This is a genomic window from Pseudomonas sp. GW101-3H06, from assembly GCF_059424605.1.
This window is the reverse complement of sequence record NZ_JBWKZO010000001.1, coordinates 1,332,770-1,355,226: the sequence shown is the minus strand read 5'-3', so window position 1 is coordinate 1,355,226 and position 22,457 is coordinate 1,332,770. Positions and strand designations below refer to the sequence as shown.

The 22,457-nt window shown below is 59.9% G+C and carries 16 protein-coding genes; 10 read left to right on the top strand and 6 right to left on the bottom strand.

Features of this window, described 5'->3' with window-relative positions; all coding sequences use genetic code 11:
• Positions 1-41 precede the first annotated feature (41 nt).
• Positions 42-227, bottom strand: a complete 186-nt coding sequence (locus tag AC07ZE_RS06100) for a hypothetical protein (protein ID WP_207262369.1) — start codon at positions 225-227, stop codon at positions 42-44.
• 415 nt (positions 228-642) lie between these two features.
• On the opposite strand from AC07ZE_RS06100, the gene AC07ZE_RS06095 reads away from it, so the two are divergent.
• The 8 genes from AC07ZE_RS06095 (at position 643) to AC07ZE_RS06060 (ending at position 9,541) form a co-directional block, all read left to right on the top strand.
• Positions 643-2,268, top strand: coding sequence for a glucan biosynthesis protein D (locus tag AC07ZE_RS06095; protein WP_207262368.1), 1,626 nt, complete (start codon positions 643-645; stop codon positions 2,266-2,268).
• A gap of 276 nt (positions 2,269-2,544) precedes the next feature.
• Complete coding sequence (locus AC07ZE_RS06090; protein WP_095197163.1) at positions 2,545-3,459, top strand: glutamate/aspartate ABC transporter substrate-binding protein; 915 nt, start codon at positions 2,545-2,547, stop codon at positions 3,457-3,459.
• A 191-nt stretch (positions 3,460-3,650) separates the two neighbouring features.
• Positions 3,651-4,397 carry an amino acid ABC transporter permease gene (locus tag AC07ZE_RS06085; protein ID WP_137804737.1) on the top strand — a complete coding sequence of 249 codons (747 nt, stop codon included), beginning with the start codon at positions 3,651-3,653 and terminating at the stop codon, positions 4,395-4,397.
• Positions 4,397-5,068 (top strand): amino acid ABC transporter permease, encoded by a 672-nt coding sequence (locus tag AC07ZE_RS06080; RefSeq protein WP_095197145.1) that lies wholly within the window; start codon positions 4,397-4,399, stop codon positions 5,066-5,068. The genes AC07ZE_RS06085 and AC07ZE_RS06080 overlap by 1 nt, the downstream gene beginning before the upstream one ends.
• On the top strand, positions 5,065-5,799 hold the full coding sequence (locus tag AC07ZE_RS06075) for an amino acid ABC transporter ATP-binding protein (RefSeq protein ID WP_207262366.1): 735 nt from the start codon (positions 5,065-5,067) through the stop codon (positions 5,797-5,799). Before AC07ZE_RS06080 ends, AC07ZE_RS06075 begins: the two co-directional genes overlap by 4 nt.
• 177 nt (positions 5,800-5,976) lie before the next feature.
• Complete coding sequence (gene aauS, locus AC07ZE_RS06070; protein WP_207262364.1) at positions 5,977-7,878, top strand: two-component sensor histidine kinase AauS; 1,902 nt, start codon at positions 5,977-5,979, stop codon at positions 7,876-7,878.
• Positions 7,875-9,203 carry a two-component response regulator AauR gene (aauR, locus tag AC07ZE_RS06065; RefSeq protein WP_207262362.1) on the top strand — a complete coding sequence of 443 codons (1,329 nt, stop codon included), beginning with the start codon at positions 7,875-7,877 and terminating at the stop codon, positions 9,201-9,203. The genes aauS and aauR overlap by 4 nt, the downstream gene beginning before the upstream one ends.
• An 8-nt stretch (positions 9,204-9,211) precedes the next feature.
• The gene (locus AC07ZE_RS06060; RefSeq protein WP_207267767.1) at positions 9,212-9,541 is read left to right on the top strand and encodes a GlpM family protein; all 330 of its coding nucleotides are present in this window, start codon (positions 9,212-9,214) and stop codon (positions 9,539-9,541) included.
• 131 nt (positions 9,542-9,672) lie between these two features.
• Here AC07ZE_RS06060 and AC07ZE_RS06055 read toward each other — a convergent pair whose 3' ends face one another.
• From AC07ZE_RS06055 to AC07ZE_RS06040, 4 genes are all read right to left on the bottom strand, one after another.
• Positions 9,673-10,581 carry a hypothetical protein gene (locus tag AC07ZE_RS06055; protein ID WP_207262360.1) on the bottom strand — a complete coding sequence of 303 codons (909 nt, stop codon included), beginning with the start codon at positions 10,579-10,581 and terminating at the stop codon, positions 9,673-9,675.
• On the bottom strand, positions 10,578-11,273 hold the full coding sequence (locus AC07ZE_RS06050) for a hypothetical protein (protein WP_207262358.1): 696 nt from the start codon (positions 11,271-11,273) through the stop codon (positions 10,578-10,580). Before AC07ZE_RS06050 ends, AC07ZE_RS06055 begins: the two co-directional genes overlap by 4 nt.
• Positions 11,274-11,371: 98 nt before the next feature.
• Complete coding sequence (locus AC07ZE_RS06045) at positions 11,372-12,037, bottom strand: DsbA family oxidoreductase (RefSeq protein WP_207262356.1); 666 nt, start codon at positions 12,035-12,037, stop codon at positions 11,372-11,374.
• 83 nt (positions 12,038-12,120) lie between these two features.
• Complete coding sequence (locus AC07ZE_RS06040; RefSeq protein WP_207262354.1) at positions 12,121-13,152, bottom strand: alpha/beta fold hydrolase; 1,032 nt, start codon at positions 13,150-13,152, stop codon at positions 12,121-12,123.
• A 205-nt stretch (positions 13,153-13,357) separates the two neighbouring features.
• On the opposite strand from AC07ZE_RS06040, the gene AC07ZE_RS06035 reads away from it, so the two are divergent.
• The gene (locus AC07ZE_RS06035; protein ID WP_207262353.1) at positions 13,358-18,931 is read left to right on the top strand and encodes a dermonecrotic toxin domain-containing protein; all 5,574 of its coding nucleotides are present in this window, start codon (positions 13,358-13,360) and stop codon (positions 18,929-18,931) included.
• Positions 18,932-19,092: 161 nt separating this feature from the next.
• Here the strand turns inward: AC07ZE_RS06035 and metE are convergent, their stop codons facing one another.
• Positions 19,093-21,405 (bottom strand): 5-methyltetrahydropteroyltriglutamate--homocysteine S-methyltransferase, encoded by a 2,313-nt coding sequence (gene metE / locus AC07ZE_RS06030; RefSeq protein ID WP_207262351.1) that lies wholly within the window; start codon positions 21,403-21,405, stop codon positions 19,093-19,095.
• Between the two features lie 110 nt (positions 21,406-21,515).
• Here metE and metR point away from each other — a divergent pair, with 110 nt between their 5' ends.
• Complete coding sequence (gene metR / locus AC07ZE_RS06025; protein WP_095197155.1) at positions 21,516-22,433, top strand: transcriptional regulator MetR; 918 nt, start codon at positions 21,516-21,518, stop codon at positions 22,431-22,433.
• Positions 22,434-22,457: the final 24 nt, after the last annotated feature.

Genomic DNA, 22,457 nt, shown 5'->3' with positions numbered 1-22,457 from the left:
CCAGCCGCAACAGGATTGCCACGACTGAATGCACCTTTTCTTCAAAACCTTGAAATACTCCTCATCGCATCCACCAGATACCGCATCGCAATCCGGTCGCTCTCCGACAATTCGCGATAACGTTCCACCAGTTTCATTTCCTCGGAGTTCAGTCGACGTCTTCGCCGGCCAGTGGATAGGCACGGAAAGATTCCCAATATTTCGGTGATGCCTTGTACTTTCGACATGGACGATGTCCTTCTCTACGTCAAAGAAAACTTCAGAAACCGCATCGCCCTATTCTTTTTTTCAGCAGTCCCTTGTGCCAACTGAACCGCACCGGCCCGAAGGGCATAAACCGGTCATGAGCACAGAATAGAAATATTCCGGGCGCTGAAAAGCGGTTTTTAGAGTAATTAATCGAAAAAAGCAGAAATGCCCTGTAAATCAGAATGCGCTGTCGGAATTGTTTCCCGACATGTCTTGTTTCACTCATGCGCTAGCGCCGTGCCATCAATCAATTTTGATCTGCCATCGAACGGTTTAAGCTATCGGGCATCTGTTTAAAGCCCTATGCGTTTGGCCGAAGGCATGTCCGAACCGTTATTTCTGATCCAGCACGTGCCAGGAACGGCGCGGGATTGTTCACGACAGGTTGAATTTATGCACCGCAGGAATTTGCTCAAAGCCTCCATGGCCATTGCGGCTTACACCGGTTTGTCCGCCACCGGCCTGCTCGCCGCCCGCGCCTGGGCCGCCACCGGGGCCGCCGATGGCGAGGCCCGGTCGTTCGACTTCGAAGCCTTGAAGATTCAGGCCAAGCAGCTCGCCGGCAATCGCTACCAGGACACCAAGCAAGTGTTGCCACCGACCCTGGCGACCATGACCCCGCAGAACTTCAACGCGATCCGCTACGACGGCGCCCATTCGCTGTGGAAAGAAAACAAGGGTCAGCTGGATGTGCAGTTTTTCCACGTCGGCATGGGCTTCAAGCAGCCGGTGCGCATGTACAGCGTCGATCCCAAGACCCGCATGGCCCGCGAGGTGCATTTCCGTCCGTCGCTGTTCAACTATGAAAACACCACGGTCGACACCCAGCAGCTCACCGGCGACCTGGGGTTTTCCGGTTTCAAACTGTTCAAGGCCCCGGAGCTGGACAAGCACGACGTGGTGTCTTTCCTCGGCGCCAGCTACTTCCGCGCAGTGGATGCCACCGGCCAGTACGGCTTGTCGGCCCGCGGTCTGGCGATCGACACCTACGCCAGGAAGCGCGAAGAGTTCCCCGACTTCACCAAGTTCTGGTTCGAAACCCCGGCCAAGGACGCCACCCGCTTCGTGGTCTACGCCCTGCTCGACTCGCCAAGTGCCACCGGTGCCTACCGTTTTGACATCGATTGCCAGGCCGAGCGCGTGGTGATGGAAGTCGACGCCCACGTCAACGCCCGCACCGCCATCGATCAACTGGGCATCGCGCCGATGACCAGCATGTTCAGCTGCGGCACCCACGAACGCCGGATGTGCGACACCATTCACCCGCAGATCCACGACTCCGATCGCCTGGCGATGTGGCGCGGCAACGGCGAGTGGATCTGCCGCCCGCTGAACAATCCGGCCAAACTGCAATTCAACGCCTTCGCCGACAAGGATCCGAAAGGTTTCGGCCTGGTGCAGACCGACCACGAGTTCGCCAGTTATCAGGATACCGTCGACTGGTACAGCCGGCGCCCAAGCCTGTGGGTCGAACCTACGACGGCGTGGGGTGAGGGCTCGGTCGATCTGCTGGAAATTCCTACCACCGGCGAAACCATGGACAACATCGTCGCCTTCTGGACGCCAAAGAAACCGGTGGCGGCCGGCGATTCGCTGAACTACGGCTACAAGCTGTACTGGAGCGCACTGCCGCCGGTCGGCACGCCGCTGGCGCGAGTCCACGCGACCCGCTCCGGGATGGGCGGCTTCACCGAAGGCTGGGCGCCGGGCGAACATTATCCGCCAGTCTGGGCTCGCCGGTTTGCCGTGGACTTCTCAGGCGGCGGCCTGGACCGCTTGCCCGAGGGTGCCGGCATTGAACCGGTGGTCACCTGCTCAAACGGAGAGGTCAAGGATTTCAGCGTGTTGGTACTTGATGACATCAAGGGCTATCGCATCCTGTTCGACTGGTACCCGACCAATGACAGCGTAGAACCTGTCGAACTGCGCCTGTTCATCCGCACCAACGACCGCACGCTCAGTGAAACCTGGTTGTACCAGTATTTCCCGCCGGCTCCGGACAAGCGCAAATACCCTTGATCCGGGGTTGCGCCCATTCAGCATTCGGTTTTCCGAACGCGACCTGTCGGTCGGTTCGGTTAACCGGATCATTCCGCGTTAAAAAACCCGCCATAAATAATTAATTTCTTTATAAATCAATTGGTTGATTCATTCAGTCTGGCCTGGCACGGGTCATGCTCTACACTTCTTCGATGAATGCCTGTTGTGCCAACACTTCAGGAGCCATCAGGCATTCGCAGCACAAAAGGGCCGATGAACTGGCTCCATAAAAAAAACAATGTCGAGGAAAATTTGATGCGCATCGTTCCCCATATCCTGGGCGCAGCCATTGCTGCCGCTCTGATCAGCACGCCAGTTTTCGCCGCCGAACTCACCGGCACCCTGAAGAAAATCAAAGAGTCCGGTGTTATCACCCTCGGGCATCGTGACGCTTCCATTCCTTTCTCCTACATCGCGGACGCTTCCGGCAAGCCGGTCGGCTACTCCCACGACATCCAGCTGAAAGTCGTCGAGGCCCTGAAAAAGGACCTGGACATGCCGAACCTGCAGGTCAAGTACAACCTCGTCACCTCGCAAACCCGTATCCCGCTGGTGCAAAACGGCACCGTGGACCTGGAATGCGGCTCCACCACCAACAACGTCGAGCGTCAGCAGCAAGTTGACTTCTCCGTCGGCATCTTCGAAATCGGTACCCGCCTGTTGTCCAAGGCAGACTCCAAGTACAAGGACTTCCCGGACCTGGCCGGCAAGAACGTCGTGACCACCGCCGGCACCACGTCCGAGCGCATCCTCAAGGCGATGAACGCCGACAAGCAGATGGGCATGAACGTCATCTCCGCCAAAGACCACGGCGAGTCCTTCCAGATGCTGGAAACCGGCCGTGCCGTTGCGTTCATGATGGACGACGCCCTGTTGGCCGGTGAAGCCGCCAAAGCCAAGAAGGCGAGTGACTGGGCCGTGACCGGTACTCCACAGTCCTACGAAATCTACGGCTGCATGGTGCGCAAGGGCGACGAGCCGTTCAAGAAAGCTGTAGACGACGCCATCAAGGCGACCTACGCGTCGGGCGAGATCAACAAGATCTACGAAAAATGGTTCATGCAACCGATCCCGCCGAAAAACCTGAACCTGAACTTCCCGATGAGCGACGAGCTCAAGGCCCTGATCGCCAATCCGACCGATAAAGCGGCTGACGACAAGAAATCCTGATTTCTGACTAACCTTATCTCCTGAGAGGGCCGCAGCCCTTTCAGGAGGTGTCACTTCCTGCTGGCATTTTTGGAAACACTCGGACCGGTGGCTGTCGAGCCGATCGCGTGTGCCTGCCCTTCAAGAGCAGGCGGGAACGGAGTTTCCCCCAAGCGGGTACTTGCATCGATTGATCTCAAGGGGAGACCCTAATGAATTACAACTGGGACTGGGGCGTGTTCTTCAAGTCCACCGGCGTGGGCAGCGAGACCTATCTCGACTGGTTCATCTCCGGGCTGGGCTGGACCATCGGCATCGCCATCGCGGCCTGGATCATCGCCCTGATACTGGGTTCGATCCTGGGTGTCATGCGCACCGTGCCGAACCGCATCGTATCGGGCATCGCCACCTGCTACGTCGAACTCTTCCGTAACGTACCGCTGCTGGTTCAGCTGTTCATCTGGTACTTCCTGGTGCCCGACCTGCTGCCGCCGGATTTGCAAGAGTGGTACAAGCAGGACCTGAACCCGACCACCTCGGCTTTCCTCAGCGTCGTCGTGTGCCTGGGCCTGTTCACCGCAGCCCGCGTTTGTGAGCAGGTGCGCACCGGCATCCAGGCACTGCCAAAAGGCCAGGAATCCGCTGCCCGTGCCATGGGCTTCAAGCTGCCGCAGATCTACTGGAACGTGCTGCTGCCCCAGGCGTACCGGATCATCATTCCGCCGCTTACCTCGGAATTTCTCAACGTCTTCAAGAACTCGTCCGTGGCTTCGCTGATCGGCCTGATGGAGCTGCTCGCGCAGACCAAACAGACCGCAGAATTCTCGGCCAACCTGTTCGAAGCGTTCACCCTGGCCACGCTGATCTACTTCACCCTGAACATGAGCCTGATGCTGCTGATGCGCATGGTCGAGAAGAAAGTCGCCGTACCGGGCCTGATTTCCGTAGGGGGTAAATGATGGAATTCGATTTCTCGGGCATCATCCCGTCCCTGCCGGGCTTGTGGAACGGCATGATCATGACCCTCAAGCTGATGGCCCTGGGCGTGGTCGGCGGGATCATTCTCGGCACCCTCCTGGCCTTGATGCGCCTGTCCCACAACAAACTGCTGTCGAACATAGCCGGCGCCTACGTTAACTATTTCCGTTCGATTCCGCTGCTGCTGGTCATCACCTGGTTCTACCTGGCGGTGCCGTTCGTGCTGCGCTGGATCACCGGCGAAGACACCCCTATCGGCGCATTTGCCTCCTGCATCGTGGCCTTCATGATGTTCGAAGCGGCGTACTTCTGCGAAATCGTCCGCGCTGGCGTGCAGTCGATTCCCAAGGGGCAGATGGGTGCCGCACAGGCGCTGGGCATGAACTATGGCCAGATGATGCGCCTGATTATTCTGCCGCAAGCGTTCCGCAAGATGACTCCGCTGCTGCTGCAACAGAGCATCATCCTGTTTCAGGACACCTCGCTGGTCTACGCCGTCGGCCTGGTGGATTTCCTCAATGCTTCGCGCGCCAGTGGCGACATCATTGGCCGCTCCAATGAGTTCCTGATCTTCGCAGGTCTCGTGTACTTCATCATCAGCTTTGCCGCCTCGCAGCTGGTCAAGCGTCTGCAAAAAAGGTTCGCCGTATGATCTCTATCAAAAACATCAACAAGTGGTATGGGGACTTCCAGGTGCTGACTGATTGCAGCACCGAGGTCAAGAAAGGCGAAGTGATCGTGGTGTGCGGGCCGTCCGGCTCCGGCAAGTCGACCCTGATCAAGTGCGTCAACGCCCTGGAACCGTTCCAGAAAGGCGACATCGTGGTCGACGGCACGTCCATTGCCGACCCGAAGACCAACCTGCCGAAGCTGCGCTCGCGCGTGGGTATGGTGTTCCAGCATTTCGAACTGTTCCCGCACCTGACCATCACCGAAAACCTGACCATCGCGCAGATCAAGGTGCTGGGCCGCAGCAAAGAAGAAGCCACCAAGAAAGGCCTGCAACTGCTGGAGCGTGTCGGCCTCTCGGCTCACGCCCACAAGCACCCGGGCCAACTGTCCGGTGGCCAGCAGCAGCGTGTGGCGATTGCCCGTGCGCTGGCGATGGACCCGATTGTCATGCTGTTCGACGAACCGACTTCGGCACTGGACCCGGAAATGGTCAACGAAGTGCTGGACGTGATGGTGCAACTGGCCCACGAAGGCATGACCATGATGTGCGTGACCCACGAAATGGGCTTCGCCCGTAAAGTGGCCGACCGCGTAATCTTCATGGACCAGGGCAAAATCATCGAAGACTGCAAGAAAGAGGAGTTCTTCGGCGACATCAACGCCCGTGCCGAGCGTACGCAGCACTTCCTCAACAAGATTCTGCAGCACTAAGCACCTCATACTTGTTGGATGCCACCCCCCCTTGTGGGAGCGAGCCTGCTCGCGAAGAAGCCCTTGCAGTCAACATTGATGTTGAAATGTCAGTGCGCCTTCGCGAGCAAGCCCGCGCCCACAGGGGATGGTGCTGGTTCACGATCAAGTGTTGTGGTTTGACCCAAGGCATCTGTGATGAAATGCGACCCCACTCTCTATCGCGCCGCGTCGCCATCACTCGCCGTGAAACCCCGTCTGATTCGCCATCTGTTCCTGCCGCCGCTGATCATCGCGCTGATGATCGGACTGGGTTATGCCGGCTTCTGGGTCAGTGAACACTATGGCGTCCGCAGCCTGAGTGAAAGCGGCCAGCGCCAGCTGGAACTTCACGCCCGCGCCGTCGAAAGCGAAATCAGCAAATACACCTACCTGCCCAGCTTGCTGGAACTCGAAACCAGTGTGTCGAAGCTGCTGGCCGACCCGACCCCGGAACACCGGCAAACGGTCAATGATTACCTCGAAGGCCTGAACCGGCGCAGCCGCAGTCGGGCAATCTATGTGATGGACACCACCGGTCGCGTCATGGCCACCAGTAACTGGCGCGATGTCGACAGTTACCTGGGTGAAGACCTGTCCTTCCGCGCCTACTTCCAGAATGCCGTGCGCGGTCAGCCAGGTCGCTTCTACGGCATCGGCAGTACCAGCGGCGAACCCGGTTACTACCTGGCCCATGGCCTGGAAGAACACGGCAAGATCATCGGCGTCGCGGTGGTCAAAGTGCGCCTGGAGGCCATGGAAGAACGCTGGCAACGGGCGCGCCTGGAAGCCTTCGTCAGTGACGAGAATGGCATCATCATTCTGTCCAGTGATCCGGCGCGGCGCTTGAAATCCGTGATTCCCCTGAGCGACGAGACCAAGGAAAAACTCGCTCGCAGTCTTCAGTACTACTGGTTCCCACTCAACGAGCTGCAACCGCTGGCCCGGGAAACCCTGTCCGAAGGCGTGGAAAAACTGACCTTTCCGGCCAACAGCGAACTGGTTTCCGACGAAGAAAACATCAGTTATCTGTCGCAAACCCGCAATTTGAGCGATACACCGTGGAATTTCACCCTGCTCACGCCGCTGCAGGATTTGCGCCGCGAAGCGATCAATCAGGGGATTCTGGTGGCGGTGGCTTTCGCGCTCGTGGCGTTCCTGCTGATTGCCTGGAACGAACGACGCAAGGTGATCGCGACCCGCCTCGCCGCCCGGGAAGCGTTGCAGGAAGCCAACAATCAACTGGAGCGTCGGATTACCGAACGCACCGTCGACCTGCGCGCCAGCAACGAACGCCTTAAAGGCCAGATACGCGAACGGCGTCACGCTGAAGAGACCTTGCGTCGTGCTCAGGATGAACTGGTGCAGGCCGGAAAACTCGCGGCGATCGGCCAGATGTCCACCAGCATTGCCCACGAACTGAACCAGCCGCTGGCGGCGCTGCGTACCCTGTCCGGCAATACCGTGCGCTTTCTCGAGCGCGGTCAACTGGACGTGGCCAGCACCAACCTCAAGACCATCAACGAATTGATCGATCGCATGGGCCGCATCACCGCCAGCCTGCGCTCGTTCGCCCGCCGTGGTGATGACAAGGGCCAGGCCTGCCTCGGCAAAGGTGTCGACGCGGCCTTACAGTTGCTGGGGGCCCGGATGGAAAACGTCCCTTTGCAAATGCACCGCCACTTCGATGATGTGCAGGTACAGATCGACCAGACTCGCCTGGAGCAAATTCTCGTCAATCTGATCGGTAATGCCCTGGATGCCATGCAGGCGCAACCGCAGCCGCAGTTGTGGCTCGAAGGTGAAGTCGCCGATGGCAAATATCGCCTGCGGGTACGTGACAACGGCCACGGCATCGACGCCGAAGCGCGCAAGCACCTGTTCGAGCCCTTCTTCACCACCAAACCCGGCGAACAGGGCCTGGGCCTTGGCCTGACCCTGTCCGCGAGCCTGGCCGCCGCTACCGGCGGTCACCTGGGTGTCGAGCACCCGGCCAGCGGTGGTACCACATTCGTCCTCAGTTTACCGTTGGTAAGCCTCACTCCCGCCGAGCCAATATGAACAACGACCTTAGTGTATTGATCGTCGAAGACGACCCCCATGTGCTGCTCGGCTGCCAGCAGGCCCTGACCCTGGAAGACATTCCCTGCATCGGCGTTGGCAGTGCCGAAGAGGCCCTGGAGCGCGTCGGTGACAACTTTGCCGGCATCGTCATCAGCGACATCCGCCTGCCAGGCATCGATGGCCTTGAATTGCTGACCCGGCTCAAGGCCCGTGATCGCAGCCTGCCGGTGGTGCTGATTACCGGGCACGGCGACATTTCCATGGCCGTGGGCGCGATGCAGAAAGGTGCCTACGACTTCATGGAAAAACCCTTCTCCCCGGAGCGTCTGGTGGATGTGGCTCGCCGCGCGCTGGAGCAACGCAGCCTGGCGCGTGAAGTCTCGTCATTGCGCCGGCAACTGGCGGAGCGGGACTCCCTCGAAGGCCGGATCATCGGCCGTTCGCCGGCCATGCAGAACCTGCGCGAACTGATTGCCAACGTCGCCGACACCTCGGCCAACGTGCTGATCGAAGGCGAAACCGGGACCGGCAAGGAGTTGGTCGCGCGCTGCCTGCACGACTTCAGTCGCCGCCAAACCCGGCAATTCGTGGCGTTGAACTGCGGCGGCCTGCCGGAGAACCTTTTCGAGAGCGAAATCTTCGGTCATGAGGCCAACGCATTCACTGGTGCCGGCAAACGACGGATCGGCAAGATCGAGCATGCCGATGGCGGCACGCTGTTTCTCGATGAAGTGGAAAGCATGCCCCTGCCCCTGCAAATCAAACTGCTGCGGGTGTTGCAGGAACGCACCCTTGAACGCCTCGGCTCGAACCAGAGCGTGGCGGTGGATTGCCGGGTGATCGCCGCAACCAAGTCCGATCTGGACGAATCGAGCAAGGCCGGCGAGTTCCGCAGCGACCTGTATTACCGCCTCAACGTGGTCACCCTGGAACTGCCGCCGCTGCGCGAACGCCGCGAGGACATCCTGCAACTGTTTGAATACTTTTTGCAGCAGTCGTCCCTGCGCTTCGACCGCATCGCGCCGGAACTGGATAACCAGACCCTGTCGAACCTGATGAGTCACGACTGGCCGGGCAACGTGCGCGAGCTGCGCAACGTCGCCGAACGCTTTGCCCTCGGCCTGCCGGCGTTCAAGAAGTCCGGTGCAGGCGGCAGCGCCCAAGGCCTGGCTTTCGCCGAAGCGGTGGAAGCCTTCGAACGCAACCTGCTGAGCGATGCCTTGCAGCGCAGTGGCGGCAACCTGACCCAGGCCAGCCAGGAATTGGGCATGGCCAAGACCACGCTGTTCGACAAAGTGAAGAAGTACGGACTGAGCCACTGATGGATCTGATTCTCAAAGCAACCCTGGGTGCAGCGGTGGTGGTGATCCTCGCCGCCCTGGCCAAGACCAGAAACTATTACATCGCCGGGCTGGTGCCACTGTTTCCGACCTTTGCGCTGATTGCTCATTACATCGTCGGCAAGGGCCGTTCGATTGACGACCTGAAAACCACCATCGTGTTTGGCATGTGGTCGATCATTCCGTACTTCATCTACCTGGCGACCTTGTACCTGATGGTCGACCGGATGCGCCTGGAGGCGTCCTTGGCAGTGGCGGCAGTGGCGTGGTTGATGGCGGCGACGGTGTTGGTCTGCGTATGGGTGCGTTTGCACGCCTGAACACCACCAATCTCCTGTGGGAACGAGCCGGCTCCGGGCGGCGTTCCGACGAAAGCGGAGTGTCAGCCAACATTAATGCCAACTGACACGCCCTCTTCGCGAGCAGGCTCGCTCCCACAGGTTCCATCGTTTCAGTGCGCGTAAACCTGCTGCAACTGCGCCTGGGTCAACGCATCTTCAAACGGCACCGGCACCGACTTCACCGCTCCGTAGAGGTTGCGATAGCGCCAGTAAGTACCGTTGTTGGCCAATTGATATCCGCGTTCGACCACCCGCTGGCCATCCAGCACATAACGCAAGGTTTCCTGAGCCGCCGCAGGGGGCGGCGGTTGCATCAGATCGGTGGCCAATACCCGCATGGACTCATCGATGCATTCATCGAGTACGGCGGTGACAGTCGCCAGTTCAAGCCTGCCGTCGTCGATGCACTGTTTGCCGCAGCGACGAACCGGCTGGCTGGCCACCTCGATCCGCATGCGGTACAGCGCTGAACCGGCGATGTCCTGAACCTGCACCTGATTGACCAGGATAAAACTGCCGCGATCCGGAGTCAGCATCAGTTTGGGCTCGATCAGCAAACGCGCGGTAACCCGGCCCTCGCCCTGCTTGAGTCCGGCCGTTTTCGAAGCCTGCTGAAAGCGTTGTTGCAAACGTTCCTGCAGCGGCACACCGGCGAGCAGATCAGCCATCGGTCGCGACTCTTTGAGCGCGGCTTTTTCCGCATCGCGCTGCAGAGTGCCGCTGCCCATCTGGGTGTTGATCAGACTGGCCAGCAAGATTCCGGCAAGCCCGGCGGTATTGCCCGAGCTCGCTATCAGGTTGTGGCTGGACGATGCCGCCTTCAGGGCCGCCTCGGAGTCGATCACCGTGCTGGCGCCGACAAACGCCTGCGGCAACTGCACGTCGACCTTGAGCCCGTGGGCCTGAACGTAGGGCAAGGCGCTCTGGTCTTGGAAACCGGCCTCGGGAGCCGGTTTCTGCGCGCAGCCCACCAGCATCAGCAGGGCCAGCGCGCCGGCCACTGCGAGTGGACGCTTCATTGGGCGAACGGGGTGATCATTTGCTGACGGCTGTTATCCACAGCCTGATAGAACGCATTGGACAGGTTGGTGTAGGTCGGCTCGTCCCATTCGCCCTGAGCGGCTTGCGTCACGACAAAAGGTTTGAACCACAACAATTTGTTATCCGCCAGGTCGACCACCATGCCCTGCCCACCCACCTGCGCCATCGGCACGCTGGTCGGAACGAACCCGTAGTAGCTGCGCGTGGCCCCGGTGGCGTACACATTCACCAACAGCAGACGGTCGACGCCATGGGTCGCCTTGACCGGCGTCAGGTCGCGGGTCATGTAGCCTTCGCGGAACGACGTTTCCTTGTAGACCTTCAGATCGACCGGTTCATCGATGCGTTTGACCTTGTAACCCTTGGCCTGCAACTTGGCGACGATCACGTCGGGCAAGGTGGTGAGGTCGCGTACTTGCCATTGTTCGACGTTGTCACTGAGTTTGCTGTTGACGCCCTTGTTGATGGCGTAATCGAGCAGCCCCTGGTTGCCGGTCAAGGCCAGCACCGGTGGTGGCACCACCGTGATCGCCACGCCGATGGTCGGCTCCCTGGCATCCCAGAACTGCTTGTCCAGTGGTACGGGAGGTTGAACGTGGGCACAGCCGGTGAGGGTCAGACAGGCCAACAGAGTCAGCACTGCCCAGGTGCGTAGAGCGCGGAAAGTCATGGATCATGTCCCTATGGTTTGAAATCATCACTGCCCGTATCGGCAGCAACGGTCAAAACAATAGTGGCATATTGACTCCTTTTTGACATCATTAGTTTTCAGCTCACGGTTCCGCCCTTCGACTCACTCATGATCTGGCGAATCGCCCCGACAAAAGCTTCCACCGGCTGTCCGCCCGTGACCGCGTACTGGCCGTTGAAAACCACGGTCGGTACCGAACTGACCCCGCGCGATAGCCACAGTTGTTCCTCCTGGCGGACCTGCTCGGCAAATTCATCCGACGCCAGAATCGACTCGGCCCGCTGCCGATCCAGACCGACGCTTTCAGCGATCTGCGCCAGTTGGGCGGGGTCGGACGGGTTGCCGCCATCGGTGAAATACGCCTTGAACAACGCTTCCTTCAATTGCAGTTGCCGCCCTTCCAGACCCGCCCAGTGCAACAAGCGGTGGGCATCGAAGGTGTTGTAGATGCGACTGTTGCCATCGGTACGAAACGCAAAGCCGACCTCGGCGCCTCGTGCGCGAATCATCTCGCGATTCTTTTGCGACTGCTCCGGTGTCGAGCCGTACTTCTCGGTGATGTGCTCGGTGATGTTCTGCCCGTCGGGTCCCATCTTCGGGTTCAGTTCGAATGGCTGGAAACGGATCTCGGCGCGGACTTCATCGTGCAGTATCTCCAAGGCCCGGGTCAGGCCGTACAGGCCGACGACGCACCAGGGGCATGACACGTCGCTGACGAAATCGATTTTCAAGGGGGAACTCATTGCACACCTCGCGGGCCCGGAAAAAATCGAACGATACACCCGACAATCCTTGGCTGGCAGTAGATCCATGTGGGATTCAGGGGTTAGAGGAGGTTATGTTCCGCCATCGGCTCGATCTGCGCCCAATGCGAAGTGTCCTCCCGATGCTCGCGCAAATACGGCAATACCGCCGCCAGCAATGGCGCCTTGAACGCTTCCTGAAAACGGTGGGCCAAACCCGGAATCAACTTCAACTGACTGCCCCGGATATGTGCCGCCAGATGCACGCCATGCATCACCGGCAACAGCGGATCGGCCGTGCCATGCACCACCAGTGCCGGCACCCGCAATTGATTGAGCAACGCCACCCGGCTGGGCTCGGCCAGGATCGCCATGATCTGCCGCTTCACACCTTCGGGATTGAAGGCCCGGTCATAGGACAGTGCCGCCTGATGCAACAGCGCCTGCCGATCATCGCTCACCGTCGGGCTGCCCAGCGCGGCAAGCAGGTCGGCCTGTTGCTCCAGCGCCACCTCGCGATTCGGCGCGCCACGGCGGGCGAGCAATTGCACCAGCGCCGCGTTCGGCGCGGGCAAGCCTTCGGCCCCGGAAGTGCTCATGATCAGCGTCAGGCTCTCGACCCGCTGTGGCGCCATGGCTGCCATGTGCTGGGCGATCATCCCGCCCATACTCGCGCCCAGCACGTGGAATTGCCCGATGTGCAACGCATCCATCAAACCCAGGCCGTCGTCCGCCATGTCGGTCAGCGAATACGGTGCCGACACGGGCAGCCCCAACTTGTAGCGCAACACCTCGAAGGTCAGGTTGGCCTCCACCGGTGCTTGCCGCCAGGTCGACAGCCCTGCATCGCGATTGTCGTAGCGAATCACTCGAAAGCCTTGCTGACACAGGGCGACCACAACCTCGTCCGGCCAATGGATCAACTGCCCGCCCAGCCCCATCACCAGCAGCAATGCCGGGTCCGAGGCACGGCCGATGCTCTGGTACGCCAGGCTCACCTGCGCCAGATCCACCCGTTCGGTCGGAACATTCACATCACAACGAGACGCCGCCATGGATGGCAGGCTGAACAATGCGGACAGAAAAATGGACGTCGATAAAAACAAAGCACGCATGACAAAACACCAAAACGCAGAACCCCAGTAGAGCGCGAGTCTGATGATGTTTGTTCAATCGCGCTGCCACAGTTCCATGACAGTTTGATGAAGAGTGCCGAGCGGTCGGTGCGGTAACTATGTAGTGCCAATGCCGGTCAGGGATTTCTTTAAATGGCCCGTACAAGGAGCGGACCCGCCGCTTCAGCACGGAGATTGTCTGGCCATGGCCGAAAAACTATTTCCCGACGTCCCTAACCCGACGTCGATTGTCTTCCCCGCCCCTTCCAGGTTGCCGCCGCCCCTCGACGAAAGCCTGTTCTCGAGCGCTTCGGCTCGCTGGCGCGAAAGCAGCCAGGGCTGGCGCGACCTGGTTGCCAGCAGCCCTGGACTACGCGACACCTTTGATCAATTGCTTGCACAGGAACTGGACCTGGACGGCCAACAAACCGGTTTGCTGTTCACCGCCACGGATCAGCATCCGCAGCGCTTCGTCTGCTTTACCGACGCCTGCGCCTTTATCCGGCAGCACCCGACACTGGAAACGACGCTGGATGAGCGCTGTCGAGTGAGCGGCCTGAAGCCGGGTCATGCTCTGTCGGCCCTGACCCCGTTGCAAATACTCGAACGACTCAAGGCGCTCGATCCGGAACGATCACACGCTGAACGCTGGCGAGCATTCTGGGATGCGCGCTCGCCCGGAACTGCGTTGTCGCGACAACAGCACGCCATACAGCTTTACCGCAATCATTTCGAAGCGGCCGTCGAGCTGGCCTTCGCTCAGCACAAGCTGACTGTGGATGAACTCAAACCGTTGCAACTGATCATTGACCCGCCCGCCCAGGTGCTGACACTGGATGGCCAACCCATTCATACCGAGCAACTGGCCCTGGTATTGAACAACAGCAGCAAAATCAAGCTGACCGGCGCATGGGTCATCACCACAGGCGATGCGACCAAGAGCCGCCAATGGTTGTATCTGCCCAGCCGGCCCGTGGCCATCCAGCTGTTCAAGCAGCGCAGCGACCTGGAAGACTGGCTGTCGCGACAAGGCCTGGTCCCCGCCGGACTTTCCGCGCAAAACCTGCGTTTTGAGTACACCGCGCAAACCGATCCAATGTCCGTGGGTGCAGGCGATTTGCTAGCCACTCGTCAACAGGCTCAGGTCACCGCTTTACGCAATGGAACACGCGGTAAGACCGGCATGGCTGAACACGGGGCGCAATCCCTCGACCAGGCCGACCAACTTGATCGGCAGCGCGGCAACATTAACCTGTTCGCAGCGCCGCCGAGACTTGAAACCACCGAAAGCAATATCCCGACAGATGACCTGACAGTGTTTGGCAGCCTGCATGCCGATACCCCCTGGTCATTGCGCCAGACGGCGGTGAAGCGACAGCGCGATGCGCTTGAAACACTGATTCAAGAGGTCGGCGATGGCGCCGGACTGCAACCGTTCAAGGACTCGGACAAAGCGTTGGAGGACGCAGAACAAGCGGCCGAAAAAGCCGCATCCGCCCTGCTGGGTCGATCGCGCACACTGGACCTGGCCACGTTCCAACGCGAATTCAGCGCCCTGCTCGACGCCCACAAGGCGGGCTTGCACGCCGAGGCGGCCCTGCAAATGGCCCTCAAACAACTGAGCAACGACGAGTACAACCTGCTCAAGGCCGTGCTGGACACGCCCGACAATCCAGGCCCCGACGCAGTGGCTGCCAGCCTGACGCTGTCGATGACCCGGCAAGAAGGTGACAAGGCCACGGTCAGCACCGAGGAGCTCAAAGGCGTATTCGTCATCACCCGTGCCGATACGCTCGCCGATGCCGAGTCCTCGCAAAGCCTGTTGCTTTACTGGGCGGGCAGCGGTGGTGGCCTGCAACGGTTCGCCAACCGCCGCGAGCTTGAGCACGGCATGTTCAAGGCTGATGCGAACGCCGGCCTGACGTTGACAAGAATCACTGGCGATGCGCTTCGGTACGGGCTGGACCAACTGACCAGCGATTTCGAAGATCAGGCGGCCGCTATCCGCCAACGCCTCGCCGAACCGGCCGATGCCGCGGAGCGTGCCGAGCAGCTGGAAGCATTATGCAAACGCGCCCTCGCTACATTGCAAGTTCCGGTGCACGCAGCCAGGAACCTGGCCTTTGCCCATCTACAGGAACAAGACCGCAGCAGCACCCTCGCCTCTAGCCTGCCGCAATGGCTAGACAAAATGAGCGCGGCTGATCGCAACGAACTCAAGGCGTTGATCGAGGCGTACACCCCCGCGATGCAACGCAGCCACGCACTCATGACGGTTGCCCTGGAGCCGCGAGACGAATTTACCCGCAAACACTTGCACGCCCGTTTGCGCAAAGACTTCTCTCTCAATGGGCATTTTACCGTACAGGTGGATCTACCCAATTCTGTCACCTGGGAAACACAGCATTCCTCGGGACCCGCCGCGCCGGTGCCGACAACGGTCATGGTGCCCAGTGCCACACGTAGCACGATGCCGCTCGAAGACCTGGCCCAGATGAACATCGACAGCGTTCAATCGATGCAACAAAACGCTCTATCCCAGCGATTGGTCTTCATGCGCCTGCAGATCACAGCGGCGGATGACAAAGACCGTGTGCGCCTGGCGAACGGCATCAATCTGACCTATTTGCGCAAAATCCTGCCGGAACTGGACTTGCCCCAAGCCTATGAGCAGTTGATTCTCGACACTTTCAAGGGATCGGCCACCGAACACCCGTTTATCCGGGAGCATCGCCGGGAGAGCCTGATCGAGCCTTGGCGCCTGATGCTCAAGTTGCAGGGCGAATGTGCGCGTCTGCAAAAACAGATCAGCGACGACGAGCTGAAAATTCTGAGCATCGCCACCGAAGCCGACACCCCGGCTGCGTGGAACGCCGACAGCAAGCGCATCGTCCTGCGGCCGGCCCGACTCAGCGCGGGGGGTAAAGACACACCCGGCGAAGGTCCGGCCACCTTATCGGGGGTGACCTTCATCGAAGAACAGACTGGCGGGACCACCCTGCTGTACTTGCCCGACAGCCCCGATGGTCGCTTCCTGCGCCGATACGACAATCTGGAAACGGCACGCAAGGCACTGTTCAATCTGTGTCATCAGGACTCAATGATCCACTACCTGTCTGGCCGGGCTTTGCACGGTGATGTGCGGGCCCATGAAAGGCGCATCAATACGGCTGTTCAGAAAAACTTCGATGCCATGATCGAAGTCGGCATGGCCTGGCCGGCCACCACGTCGTTGGCTGCTCACCTGCTCGATGCGCACATGGGCCGCTTGATTGCCGCCCACCGTGACACCTCTCGATCAAACTCCGCGCTGTACCTGGAACGGTATGCCCTTGAGGGGCCGCGCGCATTCAACTACATCAAAATGGCCCTGGGAATGATGCCCTTTGTCGGCACCGCCATTGCCCTCTACGATGCCTGGAGCGCCGCGAATCAGGCGGCCGCAGCCTTTCTGCGCGGCGAGGTGGGCGACGGGGTGGCGGAACTCAAAACGGTGTTGCTGTGTTTGATCGATGCGGCCATGGACCTTGTTCCGGGAGAGGCGGCAGTCTCTGCGCCGTCCCGCGCAGCCCGCTCACTGACCCGCACCCGTCAGCTGCGCAGGTTGGCCACCAGTGCCGCCGCCTTGCAAGTACCCACCTTGCGTGAGGCCCGGCATATCGCCGCGCGCTTCGCCGGCTACGACTATGAGCAACCGATTTCGTTGTCCGGGCTGCAGCCGGCCACCCATGGCATTTACCGCAATGTCTACCGGCATGCCGAAGGCGATTTTATCGTGCGCCAGGGGCGCATTTTTCAGGTGGAACTGGCAAAGGACTCACGCCAGTGGCGTTTATTCGGCAATTCGAGAAAAACCTATAAACAACCCATCGCCCTGGATGAGTCCGGCCACTGGGACACCCACTTCGGCGTATACGGCACGACGTTCGAAGGCGGCGGGCTCGGCGGTGGGAACATGATCGGGCATCTGGCCGATACACTTGAGCCGTTATGGCCACAGGCCTTGCGCCAGCGGCTGCCTCGCTGGTGGGTCGACCACGCTTTTCGGCGCCATCATGCCTTGACCGTAGCCGCCGATGACATCGCCTTGCGAATGGAACCACAACTACAACGCACCAACACGATTTTGACCACTTACAACAATACACCTGCCGATCAACGCGGAACGGCGCTGATTCTGGCTGCTGACTTGTCATGTGTCGCCGATATCGCCCTGGCACGCCGACATTACCACACACTGACCGAACTGCTGCCGTTGACCCACGGCAACAAAAGACGGGTGAATCTGGATTTCCAGAGCACAAGCGCCGCGCTGTTGACGGACAGGTACAAGCATCGGGTGTTTATCGCCAATCATCGAACCCATCCGCTGATGGACCGTATCGATGCACTGACAGTCGATCTGGATGCGCTATCTGCGAAAGCGCTTTCCGAGCGTCTGAAGGTGCTGGAGGACATCAGGAAGGTGCGGTTGCAACTGGTGCAAGAGTTGGACACGATCAATACCCTCATGGGCGAGCTCAACTTCTGGTATCAGCGCATCGCCATAAGTGCTTATAAAGCGGAGTTGACTCCGCAAGTCGCACCATTGCTCAGGCAGCTTAGTGAAGCAAACATCCTTTATCTGAAAACGGGCCATTTGCTGGAGCTCATGACACGCTACGAAACCAGCAACGATCTGTCCTGGTTCTATCTCCAGGGCCAGACAGGACCAATCAGACGTCTGGTCGACCGCTCGCTTTTCCTGCAATTCAGTCTCCAGGAAGTCAGTGCCACCAAGGCTCAACGCAACCAGATACTCCAGGGCTGCGTTGATAACTACACGCAAATGCGTCGTGAAATGAGGGTTTGGACCGCCAGCTATCCGCAACACTTTCATATGGACGCGATCGAGCCGCTGATGACCGGACTCGAAAAAATGACCGAACGGGCCCGCAAGGGCATAAGCGAACATCCGCCTGTTCCGGTGAGGACTAGCGGGGCATCGAACAAAAAAGTGTTCACTACCGAAAATGACCAGTTTCTGATCGGCGAGGAACGACGGGAAGCGACGACGCAAAAGCATCAATACGTCATGACCGGTAAAGGTGGACAGGAGGAAGTCTGGGAACAGGCCGGCAACGGAAAATTCCGGCTCTTGAATCCGCAATCCCCCGCATCGACGCCTCCATCCATGAGCCTTGCGACGCTAGTGGTCGATGCGCAAAAACGTCTGGACGCCCAGCCGGCGTATCTGACAAAAGTGCGGTCCTATGCAAATCAAGACATGCTGCCGGTCGACCTTGAACACATGATGGTCACCGAGGCCGATGACCTGACCCGTCGCGCCGTTGACATCGAAGCCCTGGCTGCACACGACCCGATGGTTGCGCTCTTGCGGGACAAGGCCAGCGAACTGAAAACCACCGGCCGGCAACTGCGTACCCGGCAATCGCTAAACAGCAAAAGACCCACCGACGGCATGCTGGACGACCTGGTCAGGCAAGGCGCAGTGGACGTCCGCAAAACCGCCCCCCTGAAAAACCTTGGCAAGCGAAAGGATGGCCGGATCGATCATATGCAGGAATACGAAGTGTGGGACTTGACCACCGAGCCCCCCCGCCTGCTGTGGTACGCGCATTTCCACTACACCAAAGCCGCCCCCCGGTTCGGCGAATTCGAAAAGGCCCATTTGAAACTGCCGGAACATCGGTTTTTGACCCACGCGGACAACGCCGACCTGCCTTATGCCGATATTGGTAAGAAGTCGGTCGCGTTGCCACATTTCGAAAATCTCTGATACCGACAGGTGCAACACACCATCCATGTGGGAGCGGGCTTGCTCGCGAATGCGATGTGTCAGTCAACATCATTGTCGACTGATACGCCCTCTTCGCGAGCAAGCCCGCTCCCACAGATTCCGCATCCAGCTTGGGCTTCCCAGACCTTGACGCGAATACTTTAGGCCAACTGACTGCGCAACTGTCGCGCCGCAGCGACCATGTTCACCAACGCCGCCTCAGTCTCCGGCCACGCCCGGGTTTTCAATCCGCAATCGGGATTGACCCACAGGCGTTCGGCCGGGATGCGCTGCACGGCCTTGCTCACCAATTTAACCATCTCGGCCGTGTCCGGCACCCGTGGCGAGTGACTGTCATAGACGCCCGGACCAATGTCGTTCGGGTAATCGAACGCCTTGAACGCCTCCAGCAACTCCATGTCTGAGCGCGAGGTTTCGATGGTGATCACATCGGCGTCCATCGCCGCAATGGCTTCGATCACGTCATTGAATTCGCTGTAGCACATATTGGTGTGGATCTGGGTTTCATCGCGCACACCGCTGGCGCTCAAGCGGAACGCTTCCACCGCCCAGTCCAGGTATTCCTGCCATTGCGCCCGGCGCAGCGGCAGGCCTTCGCGAAACGCGGCTTCGTCGATCTGCACGATCTTGATGCCGGCGGCTTCCAGGTCCACCACTTCGTCACGCAGGGCCAGCGCCAACTGCTGCGCCTGTACCTTGCGCGACACGTCTTCACGGGGGAACGACCACATCAACATGGTCACGGGACCGGTGAGCATGCCTTTGATGACCTTGTCGGTCTGGCTCTGGGCATAGGTGATCCAGTCGACGGTCATGGCTTTCGGACGGCTCAGGTCGCCATAAATGATCGCCGGTTTCACGCAACGCGAGCCGTAGCTTTGCACCCAGCCAAAGCGGGTAAAGGCATATCCATCAAGCTGCTCGGCGAAATACTCGACCATGTCGTTGCGCTCGGCTTCGCCGTGCACCAGCACGTCCAGACCCAGGCGTTCCTGGACTTGTACGGCATGGCGGATTTCGTGGTGCATGGCGTCGGTGTAATCGTTGGCCGACAGCTTGCCCTGCTTGTAGGCCTGGCGCGCCAGGCGAATCGAACCGGTCTGCGGAAACGAACCGATGGTGGTGGTCGGGAACGCCGGCAGTTTCAGGCGTGCACGCTGTTGCTCGATGCGTTTGGCGAACGGTGATTGGCGTTGGCTGTCGGTTGCCTCGATGGCGTCGATGCGTGCCTGCACCTCGGCTTTATGAATGCGCGGCGATTGCGTACGGCTGGCAACGATGGCGCGACTTTCGGCCAAGGCAGCCTGCACTTTCGGTGCTTGCGGATCGTTGAGGGCATCACGCAGCACAGCGATTTCGCCGCACTTCTGTACGGCGAACGCCAGCCAGCTTTTCAGCTCGGGATCGAGCTTGTCTTCGCGTTCCAGGTCCACCGGGCTGTGCAGCAGCGAGCAGGAACTGCTGACCCACAGGTTGTCGCCAAAACGCTCCTGGGCAAATCGCAGTTGTTCAAGCACGGGCTCCAGCTCGCAGCGCCAGACGTTGCGACCGTTGACCAGACCGACCGAGAGAATCTTGTAGATCGGCAAGCGATCCAGCACGTGCAACAGTTGATCAGGCGCACGCACGGCGTCGATGTGCAAACCTTGCACCGGCAGGCCGACGGCCAGGCCGAGGTTGTCTTGCAGGCCGCTGAAGTAAGTGGCCACCAGTTTTTTCAGCGGCGAGTACTGCAGGATGTGATACGCGCGTTCGAAGGCGTTTTTCCACTCCTGCGGCAGATCGAGGGTCAGGATCGGCTCATCGATCTGCACCCATTCCACGCCCTGGGTGGCGAGGCGACCGAGGATTTCGCCGTAGATCGGCAGCAGGCGCTCCAGCAGGTCGAGCTTGTCGAAATCGTTGCCTTTGGCCTTGCCCAGCCACAGGTAAGTCAGCGGACCGATGATGACGGGTTTGATGCTGTGGCCGAGGGCCTTGGCTTCTTCGACTTCATCGAACAGCTGTTCCCAGCTCAGCTTGAACAGCTGCCCAGCCGTGAATTCCGGGACCAGGTAGTGGTAGTTGGTGTCGAACCACTTGGTCAGTTCCTGAGCGTATTGCGCCTGGCCATGCTCGCCGCCGCAGCAGCTCGTCGTGGCGCCACGGGCCATGGCGAACAGGGTGTCGAGGGTCGGCAGGCCGCGCTCGTCACGGGTGCTGTCGAAACGCTCGGGGATCACACCGAAAGCCAGGGAATGGGTCAACACCTGGTCGTACCAGGCGAAGTCGCCGACCGGCAGCAAGTCGATGCCGGCGTCTTTCTGCCATTGCCAGTGGGTGGCGCGCAGTTGGCGGCCGACGTTCTTCAGTGCGCTCTGGTCGAGGTCGCCCTTCCAATAGGATTCAAGGGCTTTTTTCAGTTCGCGGTCGGCGCCGATGCGCGGAAAACCCAGGGTGTGTGCCACGGCCATGTCGAATGTGCTCCTGTGTAAAAGATGGCGCTATTGTCGACAGACAGGCCAACATGAGACAAACTCAACCTTTTCGTGTTGATCACAAGTTTTCCTCATGGAGCCCCACGGTGCTTGAAATCCGTCACCTGAAGACCCTGCACGCCTTGCGCGAAGCCGATAGCCTGGTGGATGCGGCCGACCGCCTGCACCTGACGCAGTCGGCGCTGTCCCACCAGTTCAAGGAACTGGAGGAGCGCATGGGGATGCCGCTGTTCGTGCGCAAGACCAAACCGGTGCGGTTCACCAGTGCCGGTTTGCGTCTGCTGCAACTGGCCGACGCCACCCTGCCGCTGCTGCGCGCCGCCGAACGCGACATCAGTCGTCTGGCTGGCGGCACCGCCGGGCGCCTGCACATGGCCATCGAATGCCACAGTTGCTTCCAGTGGCTGATGCCGACCATCGACCAGTTCCGCGACGCCTGGCCGGAGGTCGAACTGGACCTGGCCTCGGGGTTCTCCTTCGCGCCGCTACCGGCCTTGGCCCGTGGCGATCTGGACCTGGTGGTAACGTCCGATCCGGTGGACCTGGTCGGCATTACCTATGTGCCGCTGTTCACCTATGAAGCGATGCTCGCCGTGGCCAATCAGCACCGATTGGCGAGCAAGGCGTACATCGTCCCGGAAGACTTGCTCACCGAGACCTTGATCACCTACCCGGTGGAGCGTGATCGACTGGACATCTTCACCCGTTTCCTGGAACCCGCCGACGTCGAACCGGCCCAGGTCCGCACCTCGGAACTGACGGTGATGATGATGCAGCTGGTGGCCAGCGGACGCGGCGTGTGCGGCATGCCCCATTGGGCGCTGCATGAATACAGCTCACGGGGCTACGTGAAGGCCAAGCGATTGGGCGAGAAAGGATTGTTTGCGACGCTGTACGCGGCGATCCGGGCTGACATGCTCGATGCACCGTACATGCGCGATTTTCTGCTGACGGCCAAGGACACGTCGTTTTCGACGCTGGATGGCGTTAGCGCCGTCCGATAACGACACACCTCTCCTGTGGGATTT

Coding starts and splice junctions, on each gene's coding strand:
- AC07ZE_RS06040 (WP_207262354.1), bottom strand. CDS start 13,152: ATGCGTGCTTTGTTTTTATCGACGTCCATTTTTCTGTCCGCATTGTTC.
- metE (WP_207262351.1), bottom strand. CDS start 21,405: ATGGCCGTGGCACACACCCTGGGTTTTCCGCGCATCGGCGCCGACCGC.
- AC07ZE_RS06100 (WP_207262369.1), bottom strand. CDS start 227: ATGTCGAAAGTACAAGGCATCACCGAAATATTGGGAATCTTTCCGTGC.
- AC07ZE_RS06055 (WP_207262360.1), bottom strand. CDS start 10,581: ATGAAGCGTCCACTCGCAGTGGCCGGCGCGCTGGCCCTGCTGATGCTG.
- AC07ZE_RS06095 (WP_207262368.1), top strand. CDS start 643: ATGCACCGCAGGAATTTGCTCAAAGCCTCCATGGCCATTGCGGCTTAC.
- AC07ZE_RS06080 (WP_095197145.1), top strand. CDS start 4,397: ATGGAATTCGATTTCTCGGGCATCATCCCGTCCCTGCCGGGCTTGTGG.
- AC07ZE_RS06075 (WP_207262366.1), top strand. CDS start 5,065: ATGATCTCTATCAAAAACATCAACAAGTGGTATGGGGACTTCCAGGTG.
- AC07ZE_RS06035 (WP_207262353.1), top strand. CDS start 13,358: ATGGCCGAAAAACTATTTCCCGACGTCCCTAACCCGACGTCGATTGTC.
- AC07ZE_RS06050 (WP_207262358.1), bottom strand. CDS start 11,273: ATGACTTTCCGCGCTCTACGCACCTGGGCAGTGCTGACTCTGTTGGCC.
- aauR (WP_207262362.1), top strand. CDS start 7,875: ATGAACAACGACCTTAGTGTATTGATCGTCGAAGACGACCCCCATGTG.
- AC07ZE_RS06045 (WP_207262356.1), bottom strand. CDS start 12,037: ATGAGTTCCCCCTTGAAAATCGATTTCGTCAGCGACGTGTCATGCCCC.
- aauS (WP_207262364.1), top strand. CDS start 5,977: ATGAAATGCGACCCCACTCTCTATCGCGCCGCGTCGCCATCACTCGCC.
- AC07ZE_RS06085 (WP_137804737.1), top strand. CDS start 3,651: ATGAATTACAACTGGGACTGGGGCGTGTTCTTCAAGTCCACCGGCGTG.
- AC07ZE_RS06090 (WP_095197163.1), top strand. CDS start 2,545: ATGCGCATCGTTCCCCATATCCTGGGCGCAGCCATTGCTGCCGCTCTG.